The following is a 22653-nucleotide window of genomic DNA, read 5'->3' on the forward strand; positions in this document are numbered from 1 at the left end:
GCCGCGGTGAAGGCTGCCCAATCGGGCGCATCGATCCAAAGGATCGAAACCGACGCCGATGCAGCGGCGCACGAGGCCCACATCACCCAGACGGATGGGCCCGCAGACCACGGTGCTGCTCGATGCGAACTTCGCTGCCACCTGTACTGACAACCAGCGTCCTGGCGGCAGAGGAGGCAATGGACCCGGTGGCGCTGTGGACGCTAGGAGGGGTTGTCCTTTGATGAGTCCTGGTCCTGGTGGGGCCCGGTGCGGTTCTTGCTGTAGGGCGCCATGCGCCGGGGTGGGAGTTCCTTGATCAGTTCGTTGACGGCATGGGAGATGAGGTCGCGTTCGTGGGCGGGGAGTTCCAATGATCCGTTGAGGTAGGCATCGAGTTCGTACTCGCCGGCTTCTCCGGTGAAGCTGAAGTAGCGCATCCAGACGGCGTTGAGCCGAAGGCCGGCTTCTTCCATGGCTTGCCGGGTTGCTTGTGCTTGTCCGTTTGGTTCGTCGAACGACTCCACAGGATCTCCTATTGGTTGGTCATTCCGTTGACGATCTCCCGCGCTACTTCATGCAAGGGTTTGTCTTCGCCTTTGGAGGCAGAGAGCATGACAGACAGCGCTTCAGGGGCTGTGATGTTCATCCGCTCCATGAGCACACCTTGGGCCCGTGAAATAAGGTCGCGGTTGGACAGGGCTTCAACCAGTTGTGAGCTTATCCGTGCCGTGGCTTCCCTGTCCCGGGCGTTGCCGAGCATCACAGCGGCGGGGGTGGCGAGCCGTTCGATCAGGAACACTGAGTGATCATCGAACGCTCCGGGGGAGGAGGAGTAGACCTTGATCGCGCCGATGCGTCGGCCTTCGGTGGTCAGCGGGGCGCTGAGGACCGAACGCAGCGGAAGATCGGCGAGCTGTGACGTCCATGCGGGCCAGCGAGTCTCTTCCCAAGTGTCTTCGATGATGATGGCACGTTGCTCTGCCCAGGCGCTCAGGCACGGCCCTTGCCCGAGCTGGTATTGGAGTTTGTCGGCTTGCAGCACTACCGGGTCGGTTGCGCCTGTGCTTTCACGGCGGCCGCGGGCGTTGATGATCGACGCGCCGGCGCCTGTGGCTGTGGGGACTGAGTCTTTGAGAACGTAGGCCAGGGATTGCACGGCTTTGGAGGCGTTCTCCTCTGTGAGGGAACCGCCTGCCGTTTGTCCTGCCAAGGCAGCAAGTTCACTTGCCAGTGGAAGGGAATTGTTCATTGCTTTCTCGCCTCTATCGTGCCAAGGACAGCCTTGGCTACCGCGGATGATGATGGGAGGAGCAGCTCCTTCCCTTGTGAGCGCTACTAGGGTGAATCGAAATACGTTTCGGGTTTCGCGCCGTCAAAGCGTTTTAGGATCGAGAGGGCAACGTCCCTGAGTTTCACGTTGCGGTTGCTCGAGGCTTTGATCAGAATCGCCACTGCTTCCTTGTGGTTGCAGCCTGTCTGGGCCATGATCACACCCGAGGCCAGATCGATGGCAGTGCGTGACTCCAACGCAGCCGCCAGATCCGCGGATTTCTCTGCCTGGGTTTGCAGCCGCACGCTCAGGCTCACCGCCCGTGCCGCTACCGAGGTGAACTCCTGCAACGTCGTCTTTGCCAGTTCAGGAATCGGTCCAGGATCCGTGCTGTAGCAGTTAAGGGCTGCGCCACCAGAGGATTGGAGCGCAATGGGTACGGCCAGGACAGAACGCATCGGACTGTTGGCCATGGATTTTGTATACCTGGGCCAACGTTGTTCTGTCCGGAAGTCCACGACCTCCACGATTTGCCCGGAGGCTATGGCTTCCAAGCACGGTCCTTGCCTGGATGCGTACTGCGCCTCGTCCATGACAGCGGTCTCAGGATCACTCGCGCACACTGTTACCGGTTTGCGTTCGCGCAAAACGGTCACGCTGCAATGGCCCTCACCGAGGACGTGGCCCAGCTCCCGGCTGGAGATCTGGATCAGCCGCTGCAGGAAAACAGTCATGTCCGGACTGTCCAGCAGCACATCGATCAGCACGTCGGTCTGCGCGTCTGTCAATTCCCCGTTCACCGCAACCCCCTGTCTGCTGCCACCTGCCGTACAGCCTTCTCCAGTCCATCTTTCCTACCCGAAAATAGAAAAAACAAACACAATGACACCAACATCATGCAGCCGCCGGAGCGGGTTTCGATCACCCAGTTGCATACATTCACGTAGGCCAGGAACCTAGCGCTTCCACTACTGATCCTAGTCCCGTCCCTCGTTGGTCGGACCTTCTTCCCGTGAAACGAGCCGCTCCCACAGATGCTTAATCCAAAAAGACAGGCACACCGCTAAAGAGGCCCATTGCGCCATCGAACCATTACAGAACGCCGCCACAGCGACGAATCCACATTGTGCGGATCCTGCCGTGGGAGTAGTCCCTTCACGCCTCGTAGCTGCCGATGCGTTTCTTGAGGAGATCTTGAGAGCAGGTGGCATGAATCTTGAGTGATGGGTGTCACTGTATAAGTGTCTCGCGTAAGCGCAGGCATTCTGGGCGGTGGCCCGTCAAGCAGTAGGCGGGCCCCCAGATCTTTCATGCTGGCTGCGCTGCAGTGATGTCTGCCTTTATCGTCCCCGCCTCGGTGCGGAGGAGACCGGTTGCGTGGTAGTTAAGGCCTGTGATTGGTGGGTCGCCACCAGGCCGGCTTCCAACTGACCTTCTGTCGTGCGGTCGTTATTTGTGCCTTAGCGCTTGGTGGTGGTCGCTGTTGGTTTGATGGACCTCCGGCGGCTGAGCGCCAGGCCGAGGGCAAGCATGCCCACGCCCAGGATCAGGTGGAGCCAGTTGTCAGCGCTGTTGACCGGGACGAAGTTGGCTTGGGATTCCTGATCGATGAGCAGCCCGTAGATCCATAGGGCCAGGTAAATGACGCCACCACCGACAAGATAGTTGCGGGCCTGGCCGGCGGTGCGTGACATCAGGATGCCCGCGACCCCGAAGAGCAGGTGCACGATGTTGTGAAGTATCGAGACCTGGAAGACTCCCAGCAGGAGGGCGTCCGAGGCGTGGCCGGCGAATGAGAGGCTCTGGTAGTTGGAGGTGACCCCGGGGATGAAGCCCAAGACCCCTACGAGCAGGAACACGGCTCCGACTATCTGGGCCGCTCGTTGAATCGTGGCGCGGCTCCGGGGCGGATTGTTGGTGGGTGTCATTTCTTCTCCTTTATTGAGGGCTTGATGGTTAACGTGGGTGGGTACCGATGGCCATGGGGACATGGTAAGCAGCCTTATTATTTTTGGCTATAGGTGTGGCTTGAGTGCCGGGCCGTCATTCATGGCTTACAAGGAGGTCAGGCCTTGCCAAGCGCCTCCCAGAGGAAGGCAAGAGTGGCCGCTCCGGAGTGGAGCATTTCCACGCTGACGCTTTCGTCGCTGTCGTGCCAGTTGTCCTCAATCAATCCCGTTCCGAAGAACACCACGGGCAGGTCCAAGGACCTCGACAGCAGTTCCGCGGGGCCTCCGCCAGCATTGCCCATCCGTCCGACTTTCTCCACACCGAAGCCTTTCGCCATGGCTTTCGACAGGGCATTAAGGACAGGATTCTCGGGAGTCCTGTACGGTTCCTGCGCAGTTTCGGTGTCAATGGATAACTCGTAGCCGTAGCTATCGCTCTTTGTTGTCTCGAACCAGTGCCGGACTTGGGATGCCACTTCGGCAACGGTCTGTCCTGCGACCGTGCGGATGCTGATGTCCACTGAGGCCATGGATGGCACTGTGGCCCGCTTCACTCCAACGGGATCGCCGGCTACAAGGGCTATGACTTCGAGTGCGGGACGCTCCCATAGTTGTTCAAGGACTGAGTATCCTGCTTCGGCCATGATGCTGCGGGTCCGCGAGCGTTCCAACCACTCCTGGGGATCGAAGGGAAGCGCAGCCAGCTCTTCGCGGCGTTGGGGGGAGATTGACTCCACGGAGTCGTAAAACGATGGGAAGGATATGCGTCCCTTTCCGTCGTGGAGTCCGGCGAGCATCCTGCTCATCTCCAGGGCAGGGTTGGGCGCAGGGCCGGACACCGCACCGCTGTGGATATCCACCAGCGGCCCGTAAACCTCGAAATGCACCGGAACCATCCCTCGTATTGAGGTGCAAACCGCCGGATGCTCGGGTTTCCACAAAAGGGTGTCGGAGAAGATCACCGCGTCTGCTTTCAAGCGGGCACGGTGAGCCTTGATGATGGCCGCGAGACCGCCCGAGCCGGCTTCTTCCTCACCTTCGACGATCACCTTCAGGTTTACAGCCGGAGCATCGGAGCCCGTGGCCGCCAGGTGGGCTTTCAGCCCCCAGATGTGGGCCATGACCTGGCCCTTGGCATCCGAACTGCCCCTCCCGTACAGGCGTCCGTCCCGAAGAACAGGAACGAAGGGTGATGTCTGATCCCAGTTTTCTTCCTTGACTGCGCGGACGTCGTGGTGACTGTAAATCAGGATCGTGGGCGCCCCTGGGGCACCCAACCACTGCGCAAAGACGGCCGGCCCATCGGCGCCCTCCCAGATCTCGGTGGTCGGGAACCCCGCATCCCGCAATTCTCCTGCCAGCCAGTTGGCCGAACGCGTGAGGTGATGCCTGCGCTCGGGAACACCGGCCACTGAGGGTATCTGCACCCATTCCGACAAACGGTCGATGAACTGCGGCTTGTGATCGTCGAGATACGAACGGACATTTTCGTTGTCGGTCATTCGCTTCGCCCCTTAAGCCGATTCGAGGGACGAATGCCGTCGGTTATCGCGAACAGAATCGGCGGCAGCGTGGGTCCGGTCGACGGCGTCCCTCACCACCGCGCCAAGGTCACCGGTTTGCTTCATCACTTCGCGCTGACGCCGCGCGCCCGTGCCTGAGAACAACATCTGCTTGATCGCCTCCGTGACTTGTTGCTCTTCTCCGTTGGCGGCCAAAACCGGCCGTATATGGGTCTGGAGGGTCTGAAAGGCTTCCTCCGCAGGGCACGGCGTGTTCAGCAAGGGATGCAGGAGCATCCCGTCGACGCCGGACTCACTGGCCTTCCACGAAGCCAGGCGTAACTGGTCCGCAGAAAGCCGCGGCGCTGGTATGCCTGCGCGCCATTCCAGCGCCGCCTGTTCAACGAGGGTCCTGACTATGGCAGCGATGACCGCCGCATGAGAGGCCTCCATGCAGACATCAGCAATGCGGACCTCCACCGTGGGGTGGTTGCGTGAGAGCCGCGCATCGAAATAGATCATCCCTTCATCCACCAGCACACCGGAAGCCAGCAACGACTGAACGTAACGCCGGTACTGGCCCTCGGACCCGAACCGTTCGGTAGGTCCCGCCGTCGGCCATCTGCTCCACGCCTGATAGCGGAAACTTGCATAGTCACTGTCGGATCCCTGCCAGAAAGGTGAATTGGTACTCAGTGCCAGTAGAAGCGGCAGCCAAACACGGATCCGGTCAAGCACAGCCACGCCTTCCTCAGCTGAGGTGATCTGAACATGTACGTGGAAGCCGCACGTGAGCTGCTCCCGAAGAGTCAGGCCGAACCGGGCGGCCATGTCCATGTAGCGGGGCTGCTGAACAAGGGTTGGAAGCCCACCGAACGGGCAGGTTGCCAACGCTGCCGCCCTGGCCCCGACCTTGCCGGCAGCTGCATCGGCAAGAGACCGTCCAGCCCGGATGGAGGCCTCAAGCTCCTGCAACGTCGAACACACCGGGCCAACGGCTTCAAGCTGCTCCTGTTTAACTTCAAGAGTCAACGCTGACGCCGACGCCGGGAGGTCCAAAGCCTGCATCAAGGCTTCCTCCGCAACAGGCATTGTTCTGCCAGAGGACGGATGGACCAGGAGGAATTCTTCTTCGACTCCGAAAGTCCGGGCCCTTCCGGGACGTGACCTGCGGGGTGTGCTGTTCAGCGAAACGTCCATGACGACCGTCCTTGGAGGTGGCGGCATCCGCAGAGTGCGTTGCCGATAGGCGAACGACCCTATGCACGAGCCTCCATCAACAACCCCGATAATAAGGATGCTGATTAACTCAGGGTAACCCGCGCTTGCTCCAGCCGATAGCCCCCGACAAAAAAAGACCTGCCCTCCCATGCCACCAGTGTCCGTCATGGGTTCCGTTGAAATTCCACGTCTTGGCGAGCTGCTGAGGACAACTACACCGGTCACGCCGATGCCCACATCCGGCCGCGACGTCTGAAAGAGATGCACGCTGACAATCAAAGTCGCGATGAGGGAGTGCGCCTGCCAAAAGTGCCCCAGTTTTTAGGAAAAGGATCACTTGGTACCGGGCTGAAGGTCGGCTCTGGGCGCGCAATACTCTATAGTCGCGTGATGCTGGACCGATCACGTCCTGGTAGAGCGGTCGCAGTGTTGGAGGGAAGTTTCGAAGGCGTTCCAATCAAGGGTGGACCGCGCCATCGAACAGGCACCAGCTAATTTATAGCCCGAATAGCTACAGGCGCCACGTTCTCGTCTCGGGCCAAAAGTGTCCGGCTGCCGGGCTTCTGGAGCTGTCTTGAGGTTCTTCTTCTACCATTGGGCGCGTGGACACCGAGGAACAGAACGAAGACTTCCAACGCCTTCACCAGCTCATTACCGGAACGACGGATATCAAGGGCTTCCTGAACGGCATGACCGGCTACGCGGCCACCACCCTGTCCCGGGCTACCGGGGCACACATCGAATGTGCTGTGACGTTGTGGAGGCGTAAACGCGCGCTCACCATCGCCGGAAGCAGCCATAACGCAATCCTGCTTGACGGCATCGAACAAGCCCTCGGTGACGGCCCCGTCCAAGCGGCGCTGGAAACGTCCAAACCTGTACTTCTTGCCGACACTGGCGCTGACCCGCGTTGGCCCAAATACTGCAAGGACCTTGCCCTTGCCGGTGTCCGGAGCGTTCTCGGGGTGCCCTTGGACCTAGGCAAGGACGCCTCGGCTGCCCTGAACTTCTTCGCCCCCGATACCGGCTTGTTTACCGAAGAGGCCGTCGAGGAAGCCACGGTATTCGCCGAGATTGCAGCCCAAGCCTTGCGTCTTGCGCTGCGGATCGCAGCTGCTGACCTGCTGGCCGACGATCTCACATCGGCCATGGAGCGACGGACCTCCATTGATCTGGCCTGCGGGGTGATCATGGTCCAAAACCACTGCAACCAGGAGGAAGCCTTTGAGTTCCTGCAGAAGGCATCCCAGAACCGGAACGAAAAACTCCACGATGTCGCTGAGGGCATCATTGGCCGACTAACGGGGAACAAGGTCCGGCCTGCCACGACGCACTTTGAGAAGTAGGGAGAGCTTGGTGGCACCCAACCGGTGCGTGCAGCGCCCTTGGTTCTCCCGATCATGGCCTCGTCGTTGGATCTGGCGCCCTCACCAGCCAAGGATGACAAAAACGAATCCAAGTTTCTCTGCATCGACTAATGATCTGGGGAGCGTACCACTCTTGACCGTGTCCCAGCTCCAAGGAAATGGGACGAGGTTCTGTTGCTAGCTCAGCCTGTGTGTTCACGGGCGGAGACACAGGTCCGCCCGTCGTTGCAGCAGTACCAGGTTGTCGACAGACCAGTTTCTGGACCTGACTGGACTCTGCGAGAGGCAGACCGACCCCAAGAACCCTCCTTAGAGATGGCGGCTTCTTGAGGTCGGTCGTGTTGGGTTTGCACGGTGTTTAGTTACCGAAATCTGGCGGGAGAGTAGAGAGGTCTCTTCTCGCCCAAGTCGGGGAGCGGTCGAGTTAGGGCAGATGAAATACAGCAGGCTTCATGTAGCCCAGCCACACCCAGAAGATCTCTGGTAGGGAAGCGAGTTCGTGCCAGGCTGTGGCCGGCGTTTTAGGCCCAGATGACAAGATTCTCGTCCTTCAGGCAGACGTAGCGGCGTTCGTCTGGCCCCCAGGGTTCGATCCAAAAGCCGCTGCCATCGAGCATTACTTCTCAATGTGTCCCACTTCAAGAGAACTGGGGCCAACAGTTACCCTGCTCATTCATCACGCTCAAGATCTGGTCCAAGCTTCCCTGCGCTAACTGATTCCCATCAGCTGCTGGGCAGTGGCCCACTCTTGGGTGTTCCACTTCCAAGGAAGTGCCACCCCTCTATAGAGCGTGGTTAGCTTTATCTGTGACCAGAGTGCTGACCAACCCTGCCGATGACCTATGCGATTTCCTGCTGACGGCACTCCGTGTATGGAGCGGTCCAGCGTCGTCGTCGGACTATTTCGCTCGAAAGCTGGACTTTGCGGACAACACGGCCTTCCACTCGAAGCGCCACAGCCTTGTCGATGCCCTGGACAGCGGGGAAGGTCTGGACTTCAGTGACCTGCCAGTGGCAATCCGTATCGCTCGTATTGCTGTGACCGATGATTACTACGGCGCCGGGTGGGAGTGGCCTATTGTCACGCGCTTCTCGGTTGAGGAATCCAACGCGATGCTCCTCGCCCTGGAAGCCATCTCCGAAGACAGGAATGGCTGAACGTTCCGGCCAGCGTCCCCTCTTTGATCGTTCCACTTCCAAGGAAGTGGGACACCCGCGGAGTGGTTTTGCGGCCCGCTAGCCTGGGTCCCATCATCGTCATGTTGGATGTTTTTGGTCGTTGCAGGGCTACCTCTTGGTGTGCCTTCCCCTTACACTCCCTGTGACTGTGCCCGTTGCTGCAGGCTTGGTCAGCGCTGTGGTGGCCATACCAAAGGCGGACGCCAGCACCGAGGCCGCAGCGCGAGCGGAGGCCGCCCAGGCAATGGCGCAACGGGCATCAAGGGCGGCTCATTTCGGCCTCGCCTTCCAGGGGAAGGCGAACGTTGGCGTGTGGTGGTGTCGGCCTGTAGAGGTTTTACGCACTGGGACCTGCACAAAACCTCGGACAGACCAGCAAAGGACATCGACGCGGAATAGCATTTCATTGAGCTCTATTTGGAGCATTTGCGGCAAACGGGACACTCTTTGAACACGGTCAAGTCGCGTCCTTGCAGCTGTGGTGGGATTTCCTGGTCCTGGTCGGGCGGTCTTGCGAGCAGTTTCGGCTTGAGGACATGTGAGCCTTCCTAGCTTGGCTGAGGACAGGGGTGCCACCTGGCGTGTCTGTCCTGCACCCGAAGCCCGCTGCCTCAAGGATTGCCAATCCGACCGCCGCTCTGCGGATTCAGGCGGTGCGGTCGTTTTACATCTTTCACCCCAGTTCTAGCCATGTCTGGAGTCACCGCGACAGCGTGGCGATCATGAATGACCCCCTGCCCCGTGTGGGCCCCCGCAAGGTGTGTCAATGATGTCCGGTCGATCCTCCTGGCGCCGGACAGCACGGGGGCTTTGCTATTGGTGGCTCTACCAAGAGCGACGTCTGATATCGATGTCGGCTTCCTGCTTTAGCGAGCTAGTGCCTGGGCTGGGCTGACCGTTGTGGCTTTGGCCGCAGGCCAGGCGCCTGCGAGCACACCAGCCGTCGTTCCTGCGGCTACGGACAACAGAAGAGTAACGGGATCTAAGACGGGGACCCATCGATTAATTGCCGAAACAACGATAGTAGTGATCAGTCCAAGGGCCGAGCCTATGAGCCCGCCGAACGTGCCTAGGGCCACTGTTTCCCCTAAGAGTTGCATGAAGATATCACCCCTACGCGCACCGAGGGCTCGCCGCAAACCAATTTCGGGAGTTCGAAGAACCACGCTTGCGGCAGTTGCGTTAGCGATAGATACGGCTCCGATTGCGAGCGTGATCAGGCTGACCATGAGGCTGAGTTGAGTCACACTCCCTTCAATCTCCTGCCGGAGTGTCTTGGGGTCCGGTGGAGCTGCAATTTGCAGAAGTTTAGGGTTGTTCGGAGTTACCGCGTAAGGGACCTGTTCTCCAACTTGGGCAGCAGCCCCAGCGACGGTTTCGATTAGTATCTGCCGTTTCGGGACTTGGTCCCCGGAGACGGCGTTTTTTTGGAAGCTGGAAACCGGAATGATTGCTCCGCCGGCAAGAGCTGGAATTCTCTCTGTATCGCTGTAGATACCAATGACTGTGTATCCGAGATCGTTGATGAATACAGCGGCTCCTGTTTGCGTGACACCGATCTTCTGAGCCACGGCCTTTGAGAGCATGATTACAGCGTCCGCTCTCGCCTCATGCCCGGAGTCGAACGGCCGCCCCTTGAGCAGGTGGGGAGCGACCGCGGCGAGGGCCCCTTCATCCATTGCGTACATTTCTACAGGGACAGGCTGACTCTGTTCTACGAAAAAGCGATTGACGTCGATGGCACTCGCTGACATGATCCTGCCCGCGTGTTCCACGCCGCTAAGGTTGCGAATTTCAGTGACGGCCGATGGTGAGAACCAAGTGTCCGCTTGCTGGACGCTTTCTTCCTTGGAACCGGCTGCAGTGTCGGCCACGACTGTAACCTCCGTGGCGCGTCTGACGTCAAATGCTGCAGAAACCTGGTTGCTCGCCGTGCCTGTGATTCCAAGAGTTGCGACGAAGGCAGCGCAGCCGAGTAGGGTGCCGATGGCCGTTAGGAGGGATCTCGAATAATTGCGGCTGACAGAACGCCAGGATTCGACCACGAGATCTCGAAAGGTGAGGCGTGTCGGTGTTAGGCCCAGACTTGCTGCCCTAAGTCGCCGTGAATTTCGCTTTGCGAGTTGGTTTCTTGGGTGCCAGTTAGACATGTCGAAGCGATTCATTTTCGCTGATGATTCCGTCCCGGACGGTGACGCAACGCTTCATCTGCTGCGCTAGATGCTGGTCGTGTGTCACCATGACGATTGTGAGCCCAGATTCGTTCAATCCGTCAAGGAGGTCCATCACCAATCCTGTGTTCTTGCTGTCTAGATTGCCGGTTGGCTCGTCGCAGAACAGGACGCGTGGCTCTGTGGCAATAGCTCGTGCGATTGCCGCTCGTTGACGTTCACCGCCAGAAAGGTGCCTCGGATCGGCGTGTGCTCTATGTCCGAGGCCCAAACGTTCTAAGGCCCTGGTGGCCCGATCTATGCGCTCTTTCGGTTTAACATTTGAGTACACCATGCCTAACTCGACGTTTTCAGCGAGTGTGCGCCCTGCTAAGAGATGGAATGCTTGAAATACGAATCCAAACCTCTGCCCCCGGACTGTTCCCCTAATGAGGTCGTCTTCGACCGCCACCTCGACGCCTTGCAGCTTGTAACTGCCCATTGTCGGAGCGTCTAACAACCCCAACACGTTGAGCAGCGTGGACTTTCCAGATCCTGATGGCCCGACGATCGCTATCTGGTCTCCCTCATAGATGCGGAGACTGGTCGGGCTCAGCGCCACGACAGGGACGACGCCAGCGTACGTTTTGGACAGGCCGGTCAGCTCGATTAACGGGACTTCGGTTTGGCCCCTATTCAAAGGTTCGCCCAACTACAATTCGGTCCCCTTCACCTAACTGCGAGGGATCTGTTGGGATGACCTTGACCCAACCGTCGACGTTAGTACCCACGCTGACCGCTATCGTGTCGTCAGGTCTGGCGGCAGGGATAACGTAACTGGTCCCATTGGCGTTGGAGTAGACGGCCGTAATCGGGATTACCAGAACCGGTGCCAGCTCACCACCTGTAGTAACGGTAACTTTTTGCGTCGAACCAGCCGCCCCTACTGGCGGTACGGACGAACTGTCGACAAACCTGAGGTCAATCCGTACACCGGTTCCCAGCCCCGCTATTTCGCCAGGTTCCGTGCCTATCGACTGGACTTCCATCTGGATCATTGTGCTGCCGTCGACGCTGGTCAATTGTGCCTTGTCACCAACTTTCAGTGTCGCAGCTCTTTCGGGTGAGGTCGACGCGGTCACGATATTGCTTCCACCGTCCAGTGTCATTAGTGGGGCATCAGCTGCCATGATCTTGGTTCCGATGCCTACCGAGAGGCTCGTCAGGACATTCTCTGATTTTGGAACAGCGGCAACGTTCCGAGCCGGGAGGTAAACAACGTCAACAACCGGTGCCCCGCTTCCAGCCGCTGGTCCTGCATCAGAAAGACCGCTCCTGGACGCAGGTGCTTTTCTTGGAACTTCGTAGCCGAGGTCTGTGTAGAACTTCGTAAGACCCCTCTGTGTCACAACGTCAAACACTGAACTTTGACTAGTTGAATACCCAAGGGCTGCAAGAGAAAGCTGTAGCTGCGCTACGTCCGGCCCGATGTTGCCTGCTTCGATGTCGCGATAGGCCGGGAACGGCCAGTTCATTGCAATGAGTGGCTCCCCGTTTGTTTCAAGAACTACAGCACCGACGCCGAATCGGCTTCCGATGCTGAGCGGAGTCGCCGTCACAACAGGAGCCTTCTCAATCAATGCATCTGAGGGCTTGAATGCGAAACTCGGACCCGGCGCCAGAACGCCACGCATGACAACCTGCGAGGTCAAGGATCGCTTTTCCACGACCGCCGTGACAGGTTCCGCAGGTGGAGGCGCCGCATCAGCAGCGATTTGAGCCGGCGACTTGAGTAGTGGCAATGCGATCAGTGCCACCGCAACTACTAGAGCGATAAGTAGGCCACTGAAGCCCATCCAGAGGATAGTCCTACGACGACTATTTTTTGGCACGATGGGACGCGGCGAACGGTTCCCGCAGTCAGCGGTCGAATCAATTGATTCAAACTCGGGCTCATTGGTGCTCATGTACTACTCCAGACCTACAACCCCGGCACATCTGCCAGTGCTGCTCATATGGCCAGCTGATGCGCTAACTCTGTTGAGTTGCCGCTGCGGCCGACTTTGCTAGCTCTTTGATCAAAGGGTTCAACTCGGACAATTGCCCTTCTTGGGCAGCTATTGCTGAAGCTTTGGCCTCCGTCAAAGTTTGCTGCCACTCACGTTGCGCCCCTATATCGACGGAGCATTGGTACATCACCTCAGCGGCGCGTGACTCCTCGGAAGTAGGCATGTACGCTGTGCCGGGTCGCCCCGGGTTGATAACCACGCTGCCGCCCTTAGTTAAATCGGGCCAAGGAGGTTCGGATGCGTTACCAGTAGGAATCTGGAAATCGACCTGCCAGACCGGGTTCTTGTTGGGTCCGTTCTTGTCGACAGGTGTTCCCTTTTCGGACATGCAGGCAAAGACGCGATCGTTGAGGGCGGGCCTCATCTTTTCGGCAGCAGCGTTGAGCTCACTCGCGAGTGTGTTGCCGAGAGTTGTGTAGTTGCGGATCAGGGATGGGTCTCCACCGATCTTCTTCACAGCCCAACCATGGCAATCCTGTTGAACAGCAGAAAACGCCGCATCCATGACCACCACAGAGCGAACGAGTGGCGTCAGATCGTGTCCAAACCCACGCATTCTGGCTTCTTCAGCGGAGGCACGCCACGGCATTTCGCCATACGAGTTGAACGTGGAGGAAAAGTCAGGCGTCTCAGCCAGCGTTCGGAAATCATCGGCTTTCTGATCCGGAAGAACCTCAAGGAATTCAGGGTAGCCATTTGAAGAATAGCATTTGAATTGCAGTTCAGTAAGAGATGAGTTTATGTTTAGCAGCTCTTTACTTAGATAGCCGTTATACGGATCATTTTCGTCGACCTTCGTCGAAGGCTGGCTGTAGGGCCTGCTAGCCTGTGGTGTGCTGGTTCCTGTGACGCTCGGGGCATTGGAGCAGGCTGCCAGCCCGAGGACAGAAATGGTGATTGAAGTCTTGAGAATGAAACTGAGCTTCATGAGAATCTGGGAGACAACCTTCCAGTATTGTCCGGTGAACGACTTGGTTCCAGGGCGATGCCATTGGGCATCGCCCTGGAACTTGCCTCTAGCGGATGTGAACGGTGATGACGTTCACGGCTCCACCAAAACTACCGCGCCACCATTTGGGACGCAGGGGTGAGGTGGTCTCGGGTGTAATGCTCGACTTGTAAGTCACCATGCCCGAGTTGTTTCCCGTCGAAAGGGTGATTGTGTTCAGCACTGTCACGTACACATCGCCATAGTTGGCAAAGCAAAACGCTTCGCCATTGGTCTTAATGGTTTGGTAGTACGCGTTGCTGTTGCACGGCGTCACCATGTTGGCCGCCTGAGCACCCGGTGCGGTGAACAATACGGCGGAAGCGGCAACTGCCAGCCCTGCGCCGAGTGTTTTAATGGTTCTACTTATTTTCATAATCAACCGATCATTTTGGACTAATTAAAATTAGGTCCGCTCCCTTGCAGTGTTCCTCGTACAGCTGAAGAACTCTCCCCCCCAAAGGGATTCGATCGCATCAAGTGCAAACCAATACTAAGATACTACATTTTTCTAGAGGCGATTCGCCAAGTAAGGTCCGTCTGCGCGTTCGGTTTGACATGAATTTTTCTATTCCTTGTGCTACTCTCTGGCCGCATTTCGGCGGCTGTTAACTGATGCGAGCGATATCCACGTGAATACCATTCGATTAGCGTCTTACCTTCACGGCGCTGGCATAGCTCGACGAGTCTGTGTAACTACAATGCTTGTCTCTTGGTTGTGGGCGACCTGAGTTTGACGTCCCATTCGAGTAACTTGGCATGACATCACACCCTGAGCGTTTCAGCGAACAGGTCCTGCGTTGGTTCGGGTGGACCGCCCCGTTTGCCACTGAATCTGCCATGGCAGATCTGTCGCGAGTGCTCCAGTTCACAAAGGCCGTTGGCCGTAGCTTCTACGGCTAACGTTCGGGTCGCTGTCCAGGCGGTTGCCGTGCCGGCGGGGATGTGGAGTTTCCTGTTTCGTCGACGGCGCCCATGCGGAGTAAGGGCTGGCTTTCTGGGTCCAGGATGGCATCGGTCCTCACCTCGTTCTCTATTCTGTCGGTAGCCGTGCCGGTGCGCCCGTTCAGTGCTGCCGGATGTTCGGGTATTGTCCTTGCCGCGCAGCGGGATCGGTCATAGCAAGGGTGGAGTCCGCTGCCCGATTAAGAAGTTCAGTGGCTTGAGCCTTCACAGTGTCAACGCAACCAAGGCTCGCGGAGGCCAGGACCGCTTGGAAATACCGGTGGGCTGTCATCCAGTCGGCTCGCCTGACGCTTCAAGGCGTTCAACTCGGTCGGGCGGTTACTAGTGGGCGCGCAAGTAATAGCTCCAAACACGCCGTACCCATAAAATTTCGTTCGGTTCGTCTAATCGTGTTATTTTTTTCTTTACTGATCACACGGGTCAAGATCTGGGGGACTTTCAATGCATGACTTCAAGGTGTCGATGCCGCATGACGGAATCGATCGTGCCGGCAGTTATCAGGACGCCTGACATTCGGTCACATTCAGATTCTGCTATCTGCACTTAGTGGCACTGACAGGCAGCCCATCTTCATCAGGTGCAGTTACTAGTAGCGTATCCAATACGTTGTGACTGCAAACAAATGTGCGCAGTGACATTTGCCTGATTCATCAACAGTCGTCACATTGGGACCACACTGCAAATGTCTTCTTGAACATCAAGATGATCAACTTCGCACGGGCATTATTTTAAAATAACTCAAATGGGGGATTTATGCGATTTCTAAGCAAGTCGGCTGTCGTTCTGACAATTGTTCTGTCAGCGCTGGCCGGCAGCGGAGTAGGAGCGGCGAACGCCTCGTCCGGCAACACTTCGTACGTCGGAGGCACGACGTCCGGCAATATTGCCTACCTCGGCGAATCCGCAGCGGGTCAGAAGATCGACGGCGGCCAAGTGATTACCCCAGAAAACAGTCACAAGCTCTCCGACGACGAGGTCCGGAGTCTGTACAGCGTAAAGGACTTTGTCCTTCGTGGGGCGAGCCTGGGCGAGGTCAAGAAGTTTTATCCGGCAGCCACTGCCGCAGAGGTGAAGACGATCAAGCGCGAAGCTGCTACCCAACCCCAGAAGCGGATTACTAACCCGATCTGCAACAACGTGGACTTCTACAGCATCGTTCGCGGCGCGGATAAAAAAGAGTGGTGCTTCGCGAACGCAGGAAGCATGAGCTTCTACATGCCGGGAATCACGGCACTGTGCCCGGGGAACAATAATGGAAACGTTACGTATCAGGCTTCTGATGGCAACTACTACACCAGCCCGAGGCGGGGTCCGGTAACACCGAGGACAACGTGCTTTTACTTTAGTGGTGCCGTTACTGTAACAGGTGTATCCATCTACTAGGCATTCCGTCCTTTGCCGAGGAATGAACGAACGCAGGACTTTGACCGCCGTCAAAGTCCTGCGTTTTTGTGCCTTCTGTCCGACGTGCTTCCCGACAAGTGCCACGAGACTGATGGCTTGGTTGGAACGTAAGTAGGTTTGCGAAAGGCTTACTGGTCGCCATCCGAAATGATGGGGAAGCCCTTCTCATCTACCAGGAAATCCTCAATGACTTTTCCTGAAGCTGTATCGATGATCACCACCGACTGCTTTGGCCACGCCGCGTCCGGAACAACGACGAACTCCACGTCTGAAACCGACATTTCCTGTCCAGCAGCACTCTTGGCGCGGTTGAAGACGTCAACAATTTCACCGCTTGTGGTATTAACGGCCACCGTCTCCCGAGGCAGATCGGCGGAGTTTCCGGCGACCGGAGTCGAGGTCCACCACCCTTCGTATCCGCCTAGCACCCGATCCTCCATGGGTGCTTTAACCATCAAGGAATCATCCTGCCGACTCGCGGCGTTGGCTTGAACACCGACGACCACGGCGGCAGCCAGGACTGCGGCAGCGCCCACGACACCTAATATCAATTTCATGTCTTCCCCCTTAGTAAGGCGCGACAGTGCCATGCTGCCGCGCCGTGACAAATCGTTGAGACGGCACTTTACCGACGCACAAACGATGCCGACTAACACCGCAGTCGAAGAAATACCCATCCCTGGTCCGTCCCTGAGGTCCGCCCTCCACTGCTCTTCGCGAATAGCGCGAAGTCTTGCTGGCGTCAACGCGACGCACATCGCCAGGGCGGCTACTGCAGGCTTCACGCCCGGCCTCCTGCATACTGGGGCAGCGCCGGGGATGGTCGCGGAACGGAAGGAAGTCGCGACTGAACCTGCCTGACATAGGCGTGAGCCAGCGGGCGGGCGTCTAACCTGAGTCGGTAATACCGGCGACGAGGCCCCTTGCGGCCGTCCTCCTCTTCCCATTCCCCCTCAACCCAGCCCGCCAATTCAAGGCGCTCCAGGATGGGGTAAACCGTGCCCGGCTTCTTAGCCGTGTCTTTCACGATTTGCAGGCCCCATACTCTGTCCGCTGACAACAAAGCCTCCAGGACAAGCGCGGTGGCGGGTGTGACGCGTCCCAGAGTCTCCATCACCCTAATCTAGCTATATAGACTTAGAAGTCAAATTGGACCCCCGGAGTCAGCAGCGGGTTCATGTGGGGAGATGGGTGCAATGCTCGGTGGTGTGCGATATTAACCTTGGGGGCGCTGCCTTGGGGGCGCTGTTGGGCAGGGCTCGCGAGGCATCAGGTCTCGATCGTAAGGCCGTAGCGCGCGAGCGCGGCCTTGGGCAGCAAGCGATCAGCACTTGGGAACGAGGCGCGTCGCGCCCACGTGCGCGTCAATTGCCCTAGCTGAGCCAAGTTCTCCATCTTGACCTTGCCACCGTTCGGGCTAATGGAGAGTACGATTCACCTACGACTACAGCTGGTCAACCAATGCCCGGCGTGTTGCCTTTGGAGCAGCTCAGTGCTGAGGCGTTCGAAGCCTTTGTGAGAGATCTTTACCTGCCAACGAGTGCCGATCCTGATGTTGGAGAAGCTAACTCAGCGATGGAATATGTCAGCAGGGTCGAGTCCTAGCGATAGAGCTCGTACGGCTCCCAGCCTGCACGGCAAGTTCATGATTAGACCCTAGGCCCTGACGCTAGGACAATTTGCGTTTCGTTAGCCACGGGGCTGCGGCTACACCGTGCGGGCTTGCGCATGCAACGAATGTTTTCTAGCGGTTCGTACTGTCCCGCCTCCTTCGGGGAGGATAGTTTTGCGCAGGGAGGGCAGAAGGGGAGTGTGCACAATGTCCACACTTTTCGCCTCGGACTGTCCCGGATTCCACATGTTTCCGCGGGATCCCAGTAATGGCAAGGCCGGGAATCGCGTTCGAGTCCCACCTCGGGCGCGGCATGATCGCTCTTCGGAGGGGTTTTGCTTTAGCTCGTGTACAACGCTCGACAAGTGCCTCTGACTCATCGGCCCGAATAGCGTCTGGCCGGCCGCTATGGACTGTTTGATTTGCGGGTCGGCCTCCGGCCCTCTTTGATACGTGGTTATCGCGCCGAGCGTTTCGCTTCGGTGTCCATGGAGTCCTGATGGAACTCATCGATCGCCAGTACGGCGCCGTTAAGACGCTCCGATGTTAACGAGGACGACGGCGGGAGTTACCTCCCGCCGTCGTGAGCAGTTTGGCTTCCTGCCGCGCATTTGTTGGCGCGGCCCTCAGCCGTCAAGCTTGGAATGCTCGCCCAGACGGTGCCATGAACGGTTGTGGTAGACCAGGGCGTCGCCGGGTTCGCCGGCTTGGACATCACGCATTACGCGGGACTCCAGGGCGTGAACGGCGATGATGGTGGAGGTCCCTACCTCCATGCGATTGATGACGGCGCAGCGCACCCAAGCGCGGGCATCGTCATACACAGCTTCACCGGTTGCAAGGGTCGACCAGCGGTGCGTCTGGTCAAAGCGGTCGGCGCCGGGCGTCGCTCCAAACTTCGCCAAGTCGACGTCGTGCGCGTCCAGCAGGTGCACGACGACGGTTTCTGCGCGCGAAAGCACCTCCGACGCAGAGGACAATGCCGATACCGAGAAAATCAGCAACGGAGGTTCCGCACTCACAGACACGACCGACGATACCGTCAGCGCCACCGGTCCTTCGCCGGCGTCGGCCGTAATGACGGCGACACCTCCCGGATGGCCTCGGAACAGTGCCTTGAATTCGTCGGCCGAGAGGGAAGTCGGGAAGCTTTGATTCGGAGCCTCGAGCCAAGTGTCTGTGGGGTAGGCGTGAAACATCGTTATGACACCTTGGGGGCGGAGCGGGCGAGTTCCTCGCGAATGATGTTCGTCCCGGCGCTGAGAGCACTCAGCTTCGCCAGTGCGACATCCCGGGGGAACGGCGCCATGCCGCAGTTGGAGCTTGCGATGAGCTTGTCCGCGTCGACGAACTGCAGGGCCTTGCGGAGGGTGTTGGCGACGTCCTCCGGGGTCTCGATGGTCTCGCTTGCGACGTCGATTGCCCCGAGCATGACTTTCTTGCCACGGAGAAGCTCGATGAGGTCCATGGGCACGTGGGAGTTCTGGGATTCCAGCGAGATGATGTCGATGCTGGAGCTCTGAAGCAGCGGAAACGTTTCCTCGTACTGCCGCCACTGTGAGCCGAGCGTCGCCTTCCAGTCATTATTCGCCTTGATCCCGTAGCCGTAGCAGATGTGCACGGCCGTCTCCGCACGCAGCCCTTCCGCCGCTCTCTCAAGCGCGGCCACGCCCCAGTCCTTGACCTCGTCGAGGAAGACATTGAACGCGGGCTCGTCGAACTGGATGATGTCCACGCCGGCCGCTTCCAGCTCCTTCGCCTCCTGGTTCAGGATCGCAGCGAACTCCCAGGCCAGCTTCTCGCGGCTCTTATAGTGGTCATCGTAGAGCGTGTCCACCATGGTCATAGGACCGGGAAGAGTCCATTTGATCGGCCGGTCGGTGGTTGCGCGGAGGAACTTTGCGTCTTCGACGAATACTGGCCGCTCGCGGCGCACCGGTCCGACGACGGTCGGCACGCTGGCGTCGTAGCGATCGCGGATGCGCACGGTCTTGCGCTGTTCAAAGTCGACCCCGCTGAGGTGCTCGATGAAGGTCGTGACGAAGTGCTGGCGGGTTTGCTCGCCGTCGCTGACGATATCGATGCCGCGTCGGCTCTGCTCGTGGATGGCGATGCGCAGCGCATCCTGCTTGCCCTCGAGCAGGGCATCTCCCTCAAGCTTCCACGGGGACCATAGGGTCTCCGGCTGGGCGAGCCACGATGGTTTGGGCAGGCTTCCGACAACGGTGGTGGGCAAAAGTGTGTTCATGATTGACGAGTCTCCGTGGGTCAGTTGACGAGAGCGGGTTGTTTGGCGGTCCACTGGTCCAGCAGGTCCTTGTGGGGCGTGATGAAGTGTTCCTCCGTGTACTTCGCCTGAGTGACCGCGAGCTGGGCGCGCTCGACGCGGTCGTAAGCGATCTGGGTCCGCGAGTAATCCTGCTCTCCCAGGCTCGGCTGGTAGAGGTGGGCGGCGGCCGAGTTCGCGTTGTAGATCTCCGGGCGGTAGATCTTCTGGAACGTCTCCATGGTGCTGATGGTGCCGATGAGCTGCAGGTTGGTGTAGTCGTTGAGCAGGTCGCCCCGGAAATAGAAGGCGAGGGGAGCAACGCTGCCGCGTGGCATGAAGTAGCGAACCTGCAGCCCCATCTTTGCGAAGTACGCGTCCGTCAGCGAGAACTCGTCCTGCTGGTACTCGACGCCCAGGACAGGGTGACGGTTTTCCGTTCGCCGGTAGGTCTTGCTCGTGGAGACGCTGATGCACACCACAGGCGGCTGCGGGAAGCGTTCCCGGGCGGCCGGGGAATCGAGGAATTGCTGGAACAGTTTGCCGTGAAGGTCGCCGAAGTCCTCGGGAATGCTGGGCTTGCCTGACTCCGCTGCTGCCGCTGGCAGTACGACGCTGAAGTCGAAATCACGGACGTAGGAGGAGAAGTTGTTCCCCACGATCCCATGGTGCCGGACCCCGTTCAGCTGGTCGACGATCTGGATGTCGAGAACCTCGAACAGCGGGAACTGCTGATCCGTGCCCTCCGCAGTGAACTCTATCTGAACGGAGACGATCTCAAGCTCGAGCGTGTAACGGTCCCGGTCCGGATTGTCCCAGTCTGCGAGATCATTGAAGCGGCGCCGAATCATGGTCAAGGCGTTGCGGAGGTTCTCCTGGCGGTGCTCGCCACGTGCCAGGTTGGCGAAATTCGTCGTGATCCTCGAGCCTTCCGACGGGGAGTAGTCCTCGTTGAAGGGGGTCGTGGTGATGCTGAAGGTGAAGTCGTCTGCCATGTTGCCAATCCGTTGTTGATGGCCGGAGACGGCCTTTCAGAAGGTGGTGTATCCATGGTGCAACCTTCCGAGGGCTATCAGGTAACTAGTGGTTGCTATGCGGGCATATAGAATCTACCTATGGCCCAAATTTCGAGCGGATTGACCTTGCAGCAGCTTCGCTACTTCATAGAAGTTGCCGCTGAGGGATCGATCTCCGCGGCCGCCGATCTTCTCTACGTAGCGCAGCCGACAATGTCCGCCGCGATGAAGGACCTTGAGGCCCGGGTGGGCCGTGCGCTCCTGCTCCGCTCCGCCCGCGGAGTCACCCTCACCGCCGACGGGGTAGAGTTCCTCGGCTACGCCAGGCAGGTCGTCGAGCAGTTCGCTCTCCTTGAGCAGCGCTACCTTGGCAGGCCACCGCGGCGACGTCTGCTAGGGGTGTCAACGCAGCACTACTCGTTCGCTGTGGACGCCTTCGTCCGGATGGTCAAGGCGACTGAGGTGGCCGAATACGAGTTCTCGCTGCGTGAGTCCCGCACCTGGGACATCATCGAGGACGTCCGGACGCTCCGCAGCGAGATAGGCATCCTCTACCGGAACGATTTCAACCGGAAAGTCATCGACAAGCTGCTCCGGGAATCCGGGCTCGCGTTCAATCCGCTTTTCCTGGCCGATCCGCACATTTTCATTTCACGGAAGAACCCGCTCGCCTCAAAAGAGCGTGCGACCCTCGATGATCTCGCCGGATTGCCGCGGCTAACCTTCGATCAAGGTGCGAACAACTCCTTCTACTTCGCCGAGGAGATTCTCTCCACCTTGTCCAGTAAGCAGGAGATCCGGGTCTCCGACCGTGCGACGATCTTCAACCTCATGATTGGGCTCCACGGCTACACGATCTCGACGGGTATCATCAGCGGGCAGCTCGACCCGGAGATCGTTGCCATCCCGCTCGACGTTGACGAACGCATCGAGATCGGCTGGATCGGTCACGCCGCGATTCCGCTTACCGACCAGGCGCAGCGCTACCTTGGGGAATTGCGGGCTGTCGTCGCTGAGTTCGGCGTAGCGCTGCTTGACTAAGCCCGACGTCGCCGGTTGGCTGCTTGCTGGGGCGAGGCGGCTGGACCGGGGGCGGCCATGTGAACACGAGATGACGGTCTAATCCGGTTGGTTCGATTCCCTGCGCAGTGCCGCCCACGCCTGGAAACCGCCGATGAGGTCCGTCGCATGAAGCAGCCCCAACCGTTGCAGTGTGTGCGCGGCAAGGCTGGAACTGTAGCCCTCGTTGCAGACGATCACGATCCGCCGGGAAGCGTCGCCGGCGGTCGGGATGCGGTGCGGGCTGGAGGGATCGAGCCGCCATTCAAGAACGTTCCTGTCAATGACCACCGCTCCCGGAAGCTCACCATCACGGTTCCGCTGCTCCACCGGCCGTGTGTCAACGACGAGGGCGCCGTTTTCGATCTCCCCCTCCAGATCCGAGGGGTGGACCCGCTCCAGCCCGATGCGGCTCTCAGCCAGTAACTGGTCGATCGTTAGAATCCCGGGGGAGTCACTCGCAGCCAAGCTCCCACGCCTGGCTGCGGGCCCGCCTTCGGGACTATGCGGTATCGTCGTGATTTTCTCCCTCTGGCTGCTGCTCAGTCAGTCTTTCCTCCATTAAACGAGAGAATGAACGCCCGGGATACGGAACCGGTCCCAGGTGCCCACCACCTCAAAACAGCCGACGACGGCGGTTGCGCGGCCGCCGT

At 58.9% G+C, this 22653-nt stretch carries 22 protein-coding genes; 5 read left to right on the forward strand and 17 right to left on the reverse strand.

Translation table 11 applies throughout. The annotated features are described in order from the left end of the window. Positions 1 to 203 precede the first annotated feature (203 nt). The 6 genes from AB0N72_RS01270 to AB0N72_RS01295 form a co-directional block, all read right to left on the reverse strand. Positions 204 to 506: a hypothetical protein gene (locus AB0N72_RS01270; protein WP_363931467.1), complete on the reverse strand. Its 303-nt coding sequence runs from the start codon at positions 504 to 506 to the stop codon at positions 204 to 206. An 8-nt stretch (positions 507 to 514) separates the two neighbouring features. Further along, positions 515 to 1231 (reverse strand): GAF and ANTAR domain-containing protein, encoded by a 717-nt coding sequence (locus tag AB0N72_RS01275; RefSeq protein WP_363931468.1) that lies wholly within the window; start codon positions 1229 to 1231, stop codon positions 515 to 517. A gap of 86 nt (positions 1232 to 1317) precedes the next feature. After that, a complete protein-coding gene (locus tag AB0N72_RS01280) occupies positions 1318 to 2052 on the reverse strand; it encodes a GAF and ANTAR domain-containing protein (protein WP_363931469.1) in 735 nt (244 codons plus the stop codon). A 660-nt stretch (positions 2053 to 2712) separates the two neighbouring features. Beyond that, the gene (locus tag AB0N72_RS01285) at positions 2713 to 3180 is read right to left on the reverse strand and encodes a DUF4383 domain-containing protein (RefSeq protein WP_363931470.1); all 468 of its coding nucleotides are present in this window, start codon (positions 3178 to 3180) and stop codon (positions 2713 to 2715) included. A 137-nt stretch (positions 3181 to 3317) separates the two neighbouring features. Continuing rightward, positions 3318 to 4703, reverse strand: coding sequence for a M20/M25/M40 family metallo-hydrolase (locus tag AB0N72_RS01290; RefSeq protein ID WP_363931471.1), 1386 nt, complete (start codon positions 4701 to 4703; stop codon positions 3318 to 3320). Positions 4704 to 4715: 12 nt separating this feature from the next. Then, positions 4716 to 5903: a glutamate--cysteine ligase gene (locus tag AB0N72_RS01295; protein ID WP_363931472.1), complete on the reverse strand. Its 1188-nt coding sequence runs from the start codon at positions 5901 to 5903 to the stop codon at positions 4716 to 4718. A gap of 623 nt (positions 5904 to 6526) precedes the next feature. On the opposite strand from AB0N72_RS01295, the gene AB0N72_RS01300 reads away from it, so the two are divergent. Both AB0N72_RS01300 and AB0N72_RS01305 read left to right on the forward strand, forming a co-directional pair. Then, complete coding sequence (locus AB0N72_RS01300; protein ID WP_363931473.1) at positions 6527 to 7270, forward strand: GAF and ANTAR domain-containing protein; 744 nt, start codon at positions 6527 to 6529, stop codon at positions 7268 to 7270. 828 nt (positions 7271 to 8098) lie between these two features. Further along, positions 8099 to 8449, forward strand: a complete 351-nt coding sequence (locus tag AB0N72_RS01305; RefSeq protein ID WP_363931474.1) for a hypothetical protein — start codon at positions 8099 to 8101, stop codon at positions 8447 to 8449. Between the two features lie 887 nt (positions 8450 to 9336). Here AB0N72_RS01305 and AB0N72_RS01310 read toward each other — a convergent pair. The 5 genes from AB0N72_RS01310 to AB0N72_RS01330 form a co-directional block, all read right to left on the reverse strand. After that, positions 9337 to 10635: an ABC transporter permease gene (locus tag AB0N72_RS01310; RefSeq protein WP_363931475.1), complete on the reverse strand. Its 1299-nt coding sequence runs from the start codon at positions 10633 to 10635 to the stop codon at positions 9337 to 9339. Continuing rightward, on the reverse strand, positions 10613 to 11332 hold the full coding sequence (locus AB0N72_RS01315; protein ID WP_364081150.1) for an ABC transporter ATP-binding protein: 720 nt from the start codon (positions 11330 to 11332) through the stop codon (positions 10613 to 10615). Before AB0N72_RS01315 ends, AB0N72_RS01310 begins: the two co-directional genes overlap by 23 nt. Beyond that, positions 11313 to 12587 (reverse strand): hypothetical protein, encoded by a 1275-nt coding sequence (locus AB0N72_RS01320; RefSeq protein WP_363931476.1) that lies wholly within the window; start codon positions 12585 to 12587, stop codon positions 11313 to 11315. Before AB0N72_RS01320 ends, AB0N72_RS01315 begins: the two co-directional genes overlap by 20 nt. A gap of 64 nt (positions 12588 to 12651) precedes the next feature. After that, a complete protein-coding gene (locus tag AB0N72_RS01325; RefSeq protein WP_363931477.1) occupies positions 12652 to 13617 on the reverse strand; it encodes a hypothetical protein in 966 nt (321 codons plus the stop codon). A gap of 88 nt (positions 13618 to 13705) precedes the next feature. Next, a complete protein-coding gene (locus AB0N72_RS01330; protein ID WP_363931478.1) occupies positions 13706 to 14059 on the reverse strand; it encodes a beta/gamma crystallin domain-containing protein in 354 nt (117 codons plus the stop codon). Positions 14060 to 15396: 1337 nt separating this feature from the next. Here AB0N72_RS01330 and AB0N72_RS01335 point away from each other — a divergent pair. Then, positions 15397 to 16026, forward strand: a complete 630-nt coding sequence (locus AB0N72_RS01335) for a beta/gamma crystallin domain-containing protein (RefSeq protein ID WP_363931480.1) — start codon at positions 15397 to 15399, stop codon at positions 16024 to 16026. Between the two features lie 149 nt (positions 16027 to 16175). Here the strand turns inward: AB0N72_RS01335 and AB0N72_RS01340 are convergent, their stop codons facing one another. Both AB0N72_RS01340 and AB0N72_RS01345 read right to left on the reverse strand, forming a co-directional pair. After that, positions 16176 to 16832: a hypothetical protein gene (locus AB0N72_RS01340; RefSeq protein WP_363931481.1), complete on the reverse strand. Its 657-nt coding sequence runs from the start codon at positions 16830 to 16832 to the stop codon at positions 16176 to 16178. Then, on the reverse strand, positions 16829 to 17161 hold the full coding sequence (locus AB0N72_RS01345; RefSeq protein ID WP_363931482.1) for a helix-turn-helix transcriptional regulator: 333 nt from the start codon (positions 17159 to 17161) through the stop codon (positions 16829 to 16831). Before AB0N72_RS01345 ends, AB0N72_RS01340 begins: the two co-directional genes overlap by 4 nt. 92 nt (positions 17162 to 17253) lie before the next feature. On the opposite strand from AB0N72_RS01345, the gene AB0N72_RS01350 reads away from it, so the two are divergent. Then, positions 17254 to 17424, forward strand: coding sequence for a helix-turn-helix domain-containing protein (locus AB0N72_RS01350; RefSeq protein ID WP_363931483.1), 171 nt, complete (start codon positions 17254 to 17256; stop codon positions 17422 to 17424). Positions 17425 to 18285: 861 nt separating this feature from the next. Here the strand turns inward: AB0N72_RS01350 and AB0N72_RS01355 are convergent. From AB0N72_RS01355 to AB0N72_RS01365, 3 genes are read right to left on the reverse strand one after another with little or no spacing between them, the layout of a single operon-like run. Beyond that, positions 18286 to 18858, reverse strand: coding sequence for a flavin reductase family protein (locus AB0N72_RS01355; protein WP_363931484.1), 573 nt, complete (start codon positions 18856 to 18858; stop codon positions 18286 to 18288). 2 nt (positions 18859 to 18860) lie between these two features. Further along, positions 18861 to 19907: a methionine synthase gene (locus AB0N72_RS01360; protein ID WP_363931485.1), complete on the reverse strand. Its 1047-nt coding sequence runs from the start codon at positions 19905 to 19907 to the stop codon at positions 18861 to 18863. Positions 19908 to 19927: 20 nt separating this feature from the next. Further along, on the reverse strand, positions 19928 to 20920 hold the full coding sequence (locus AB0N72_RS01365; RefSeq protein WP_363931486.1) for a DUF1852 domain-containing protein: 993 nt from the start codon (positions 20918 to 20920) through the stop codon (positions 19928 to 19930). A 120-nt stretch (positions 20921 to 21040) separates the two neighbouring features. Here AB0N72_RS01365 and AB0N72_RS01370 point away from each other — a divergent pair, with 120 nt between their 5' ends. Continuing rightward, complete coding sequence (locus tag AB0N72_RS01370) at positions 21041 to 21982, forward strand: LysR family transcriptional regulator (RefSeq protein WP_363931487.1); 942 nt, start codon at positions 21041 to 21043, stop codon at positions 21980 to 21982. A 78-nt stretch (positions 21983 to 22060) separates the two neighbouring features. Here the strand turns inward: AB0N72_RS01370 and AB0N72_RS01375 are convergent, their stop codons facing one another. Then, the gene (locus AB0N72_RS01375; RefSeq protein ID WP_363931488.1) at positions 22061 to 22468 is read right to left on the reverse strand and encodes a rhodanese-like domain-containing protein; all 408 of its coding nucleotides are present in this window, start codon (positions 22466 to 22468) and stop codon (positions 22061 to 22063) included. Between the last annotated feature and the right edge of the window lie 185 nt (positions 22469 to 22653).

The organism is Paenarthrobacter sp. NPDC089307 (genome assembly GCF_040685055.1).
GTDB lineage: Bacteria > Actinomycetota > Actinomycetes > Actinomycetales > Micrococcaceae > Arthrobacter.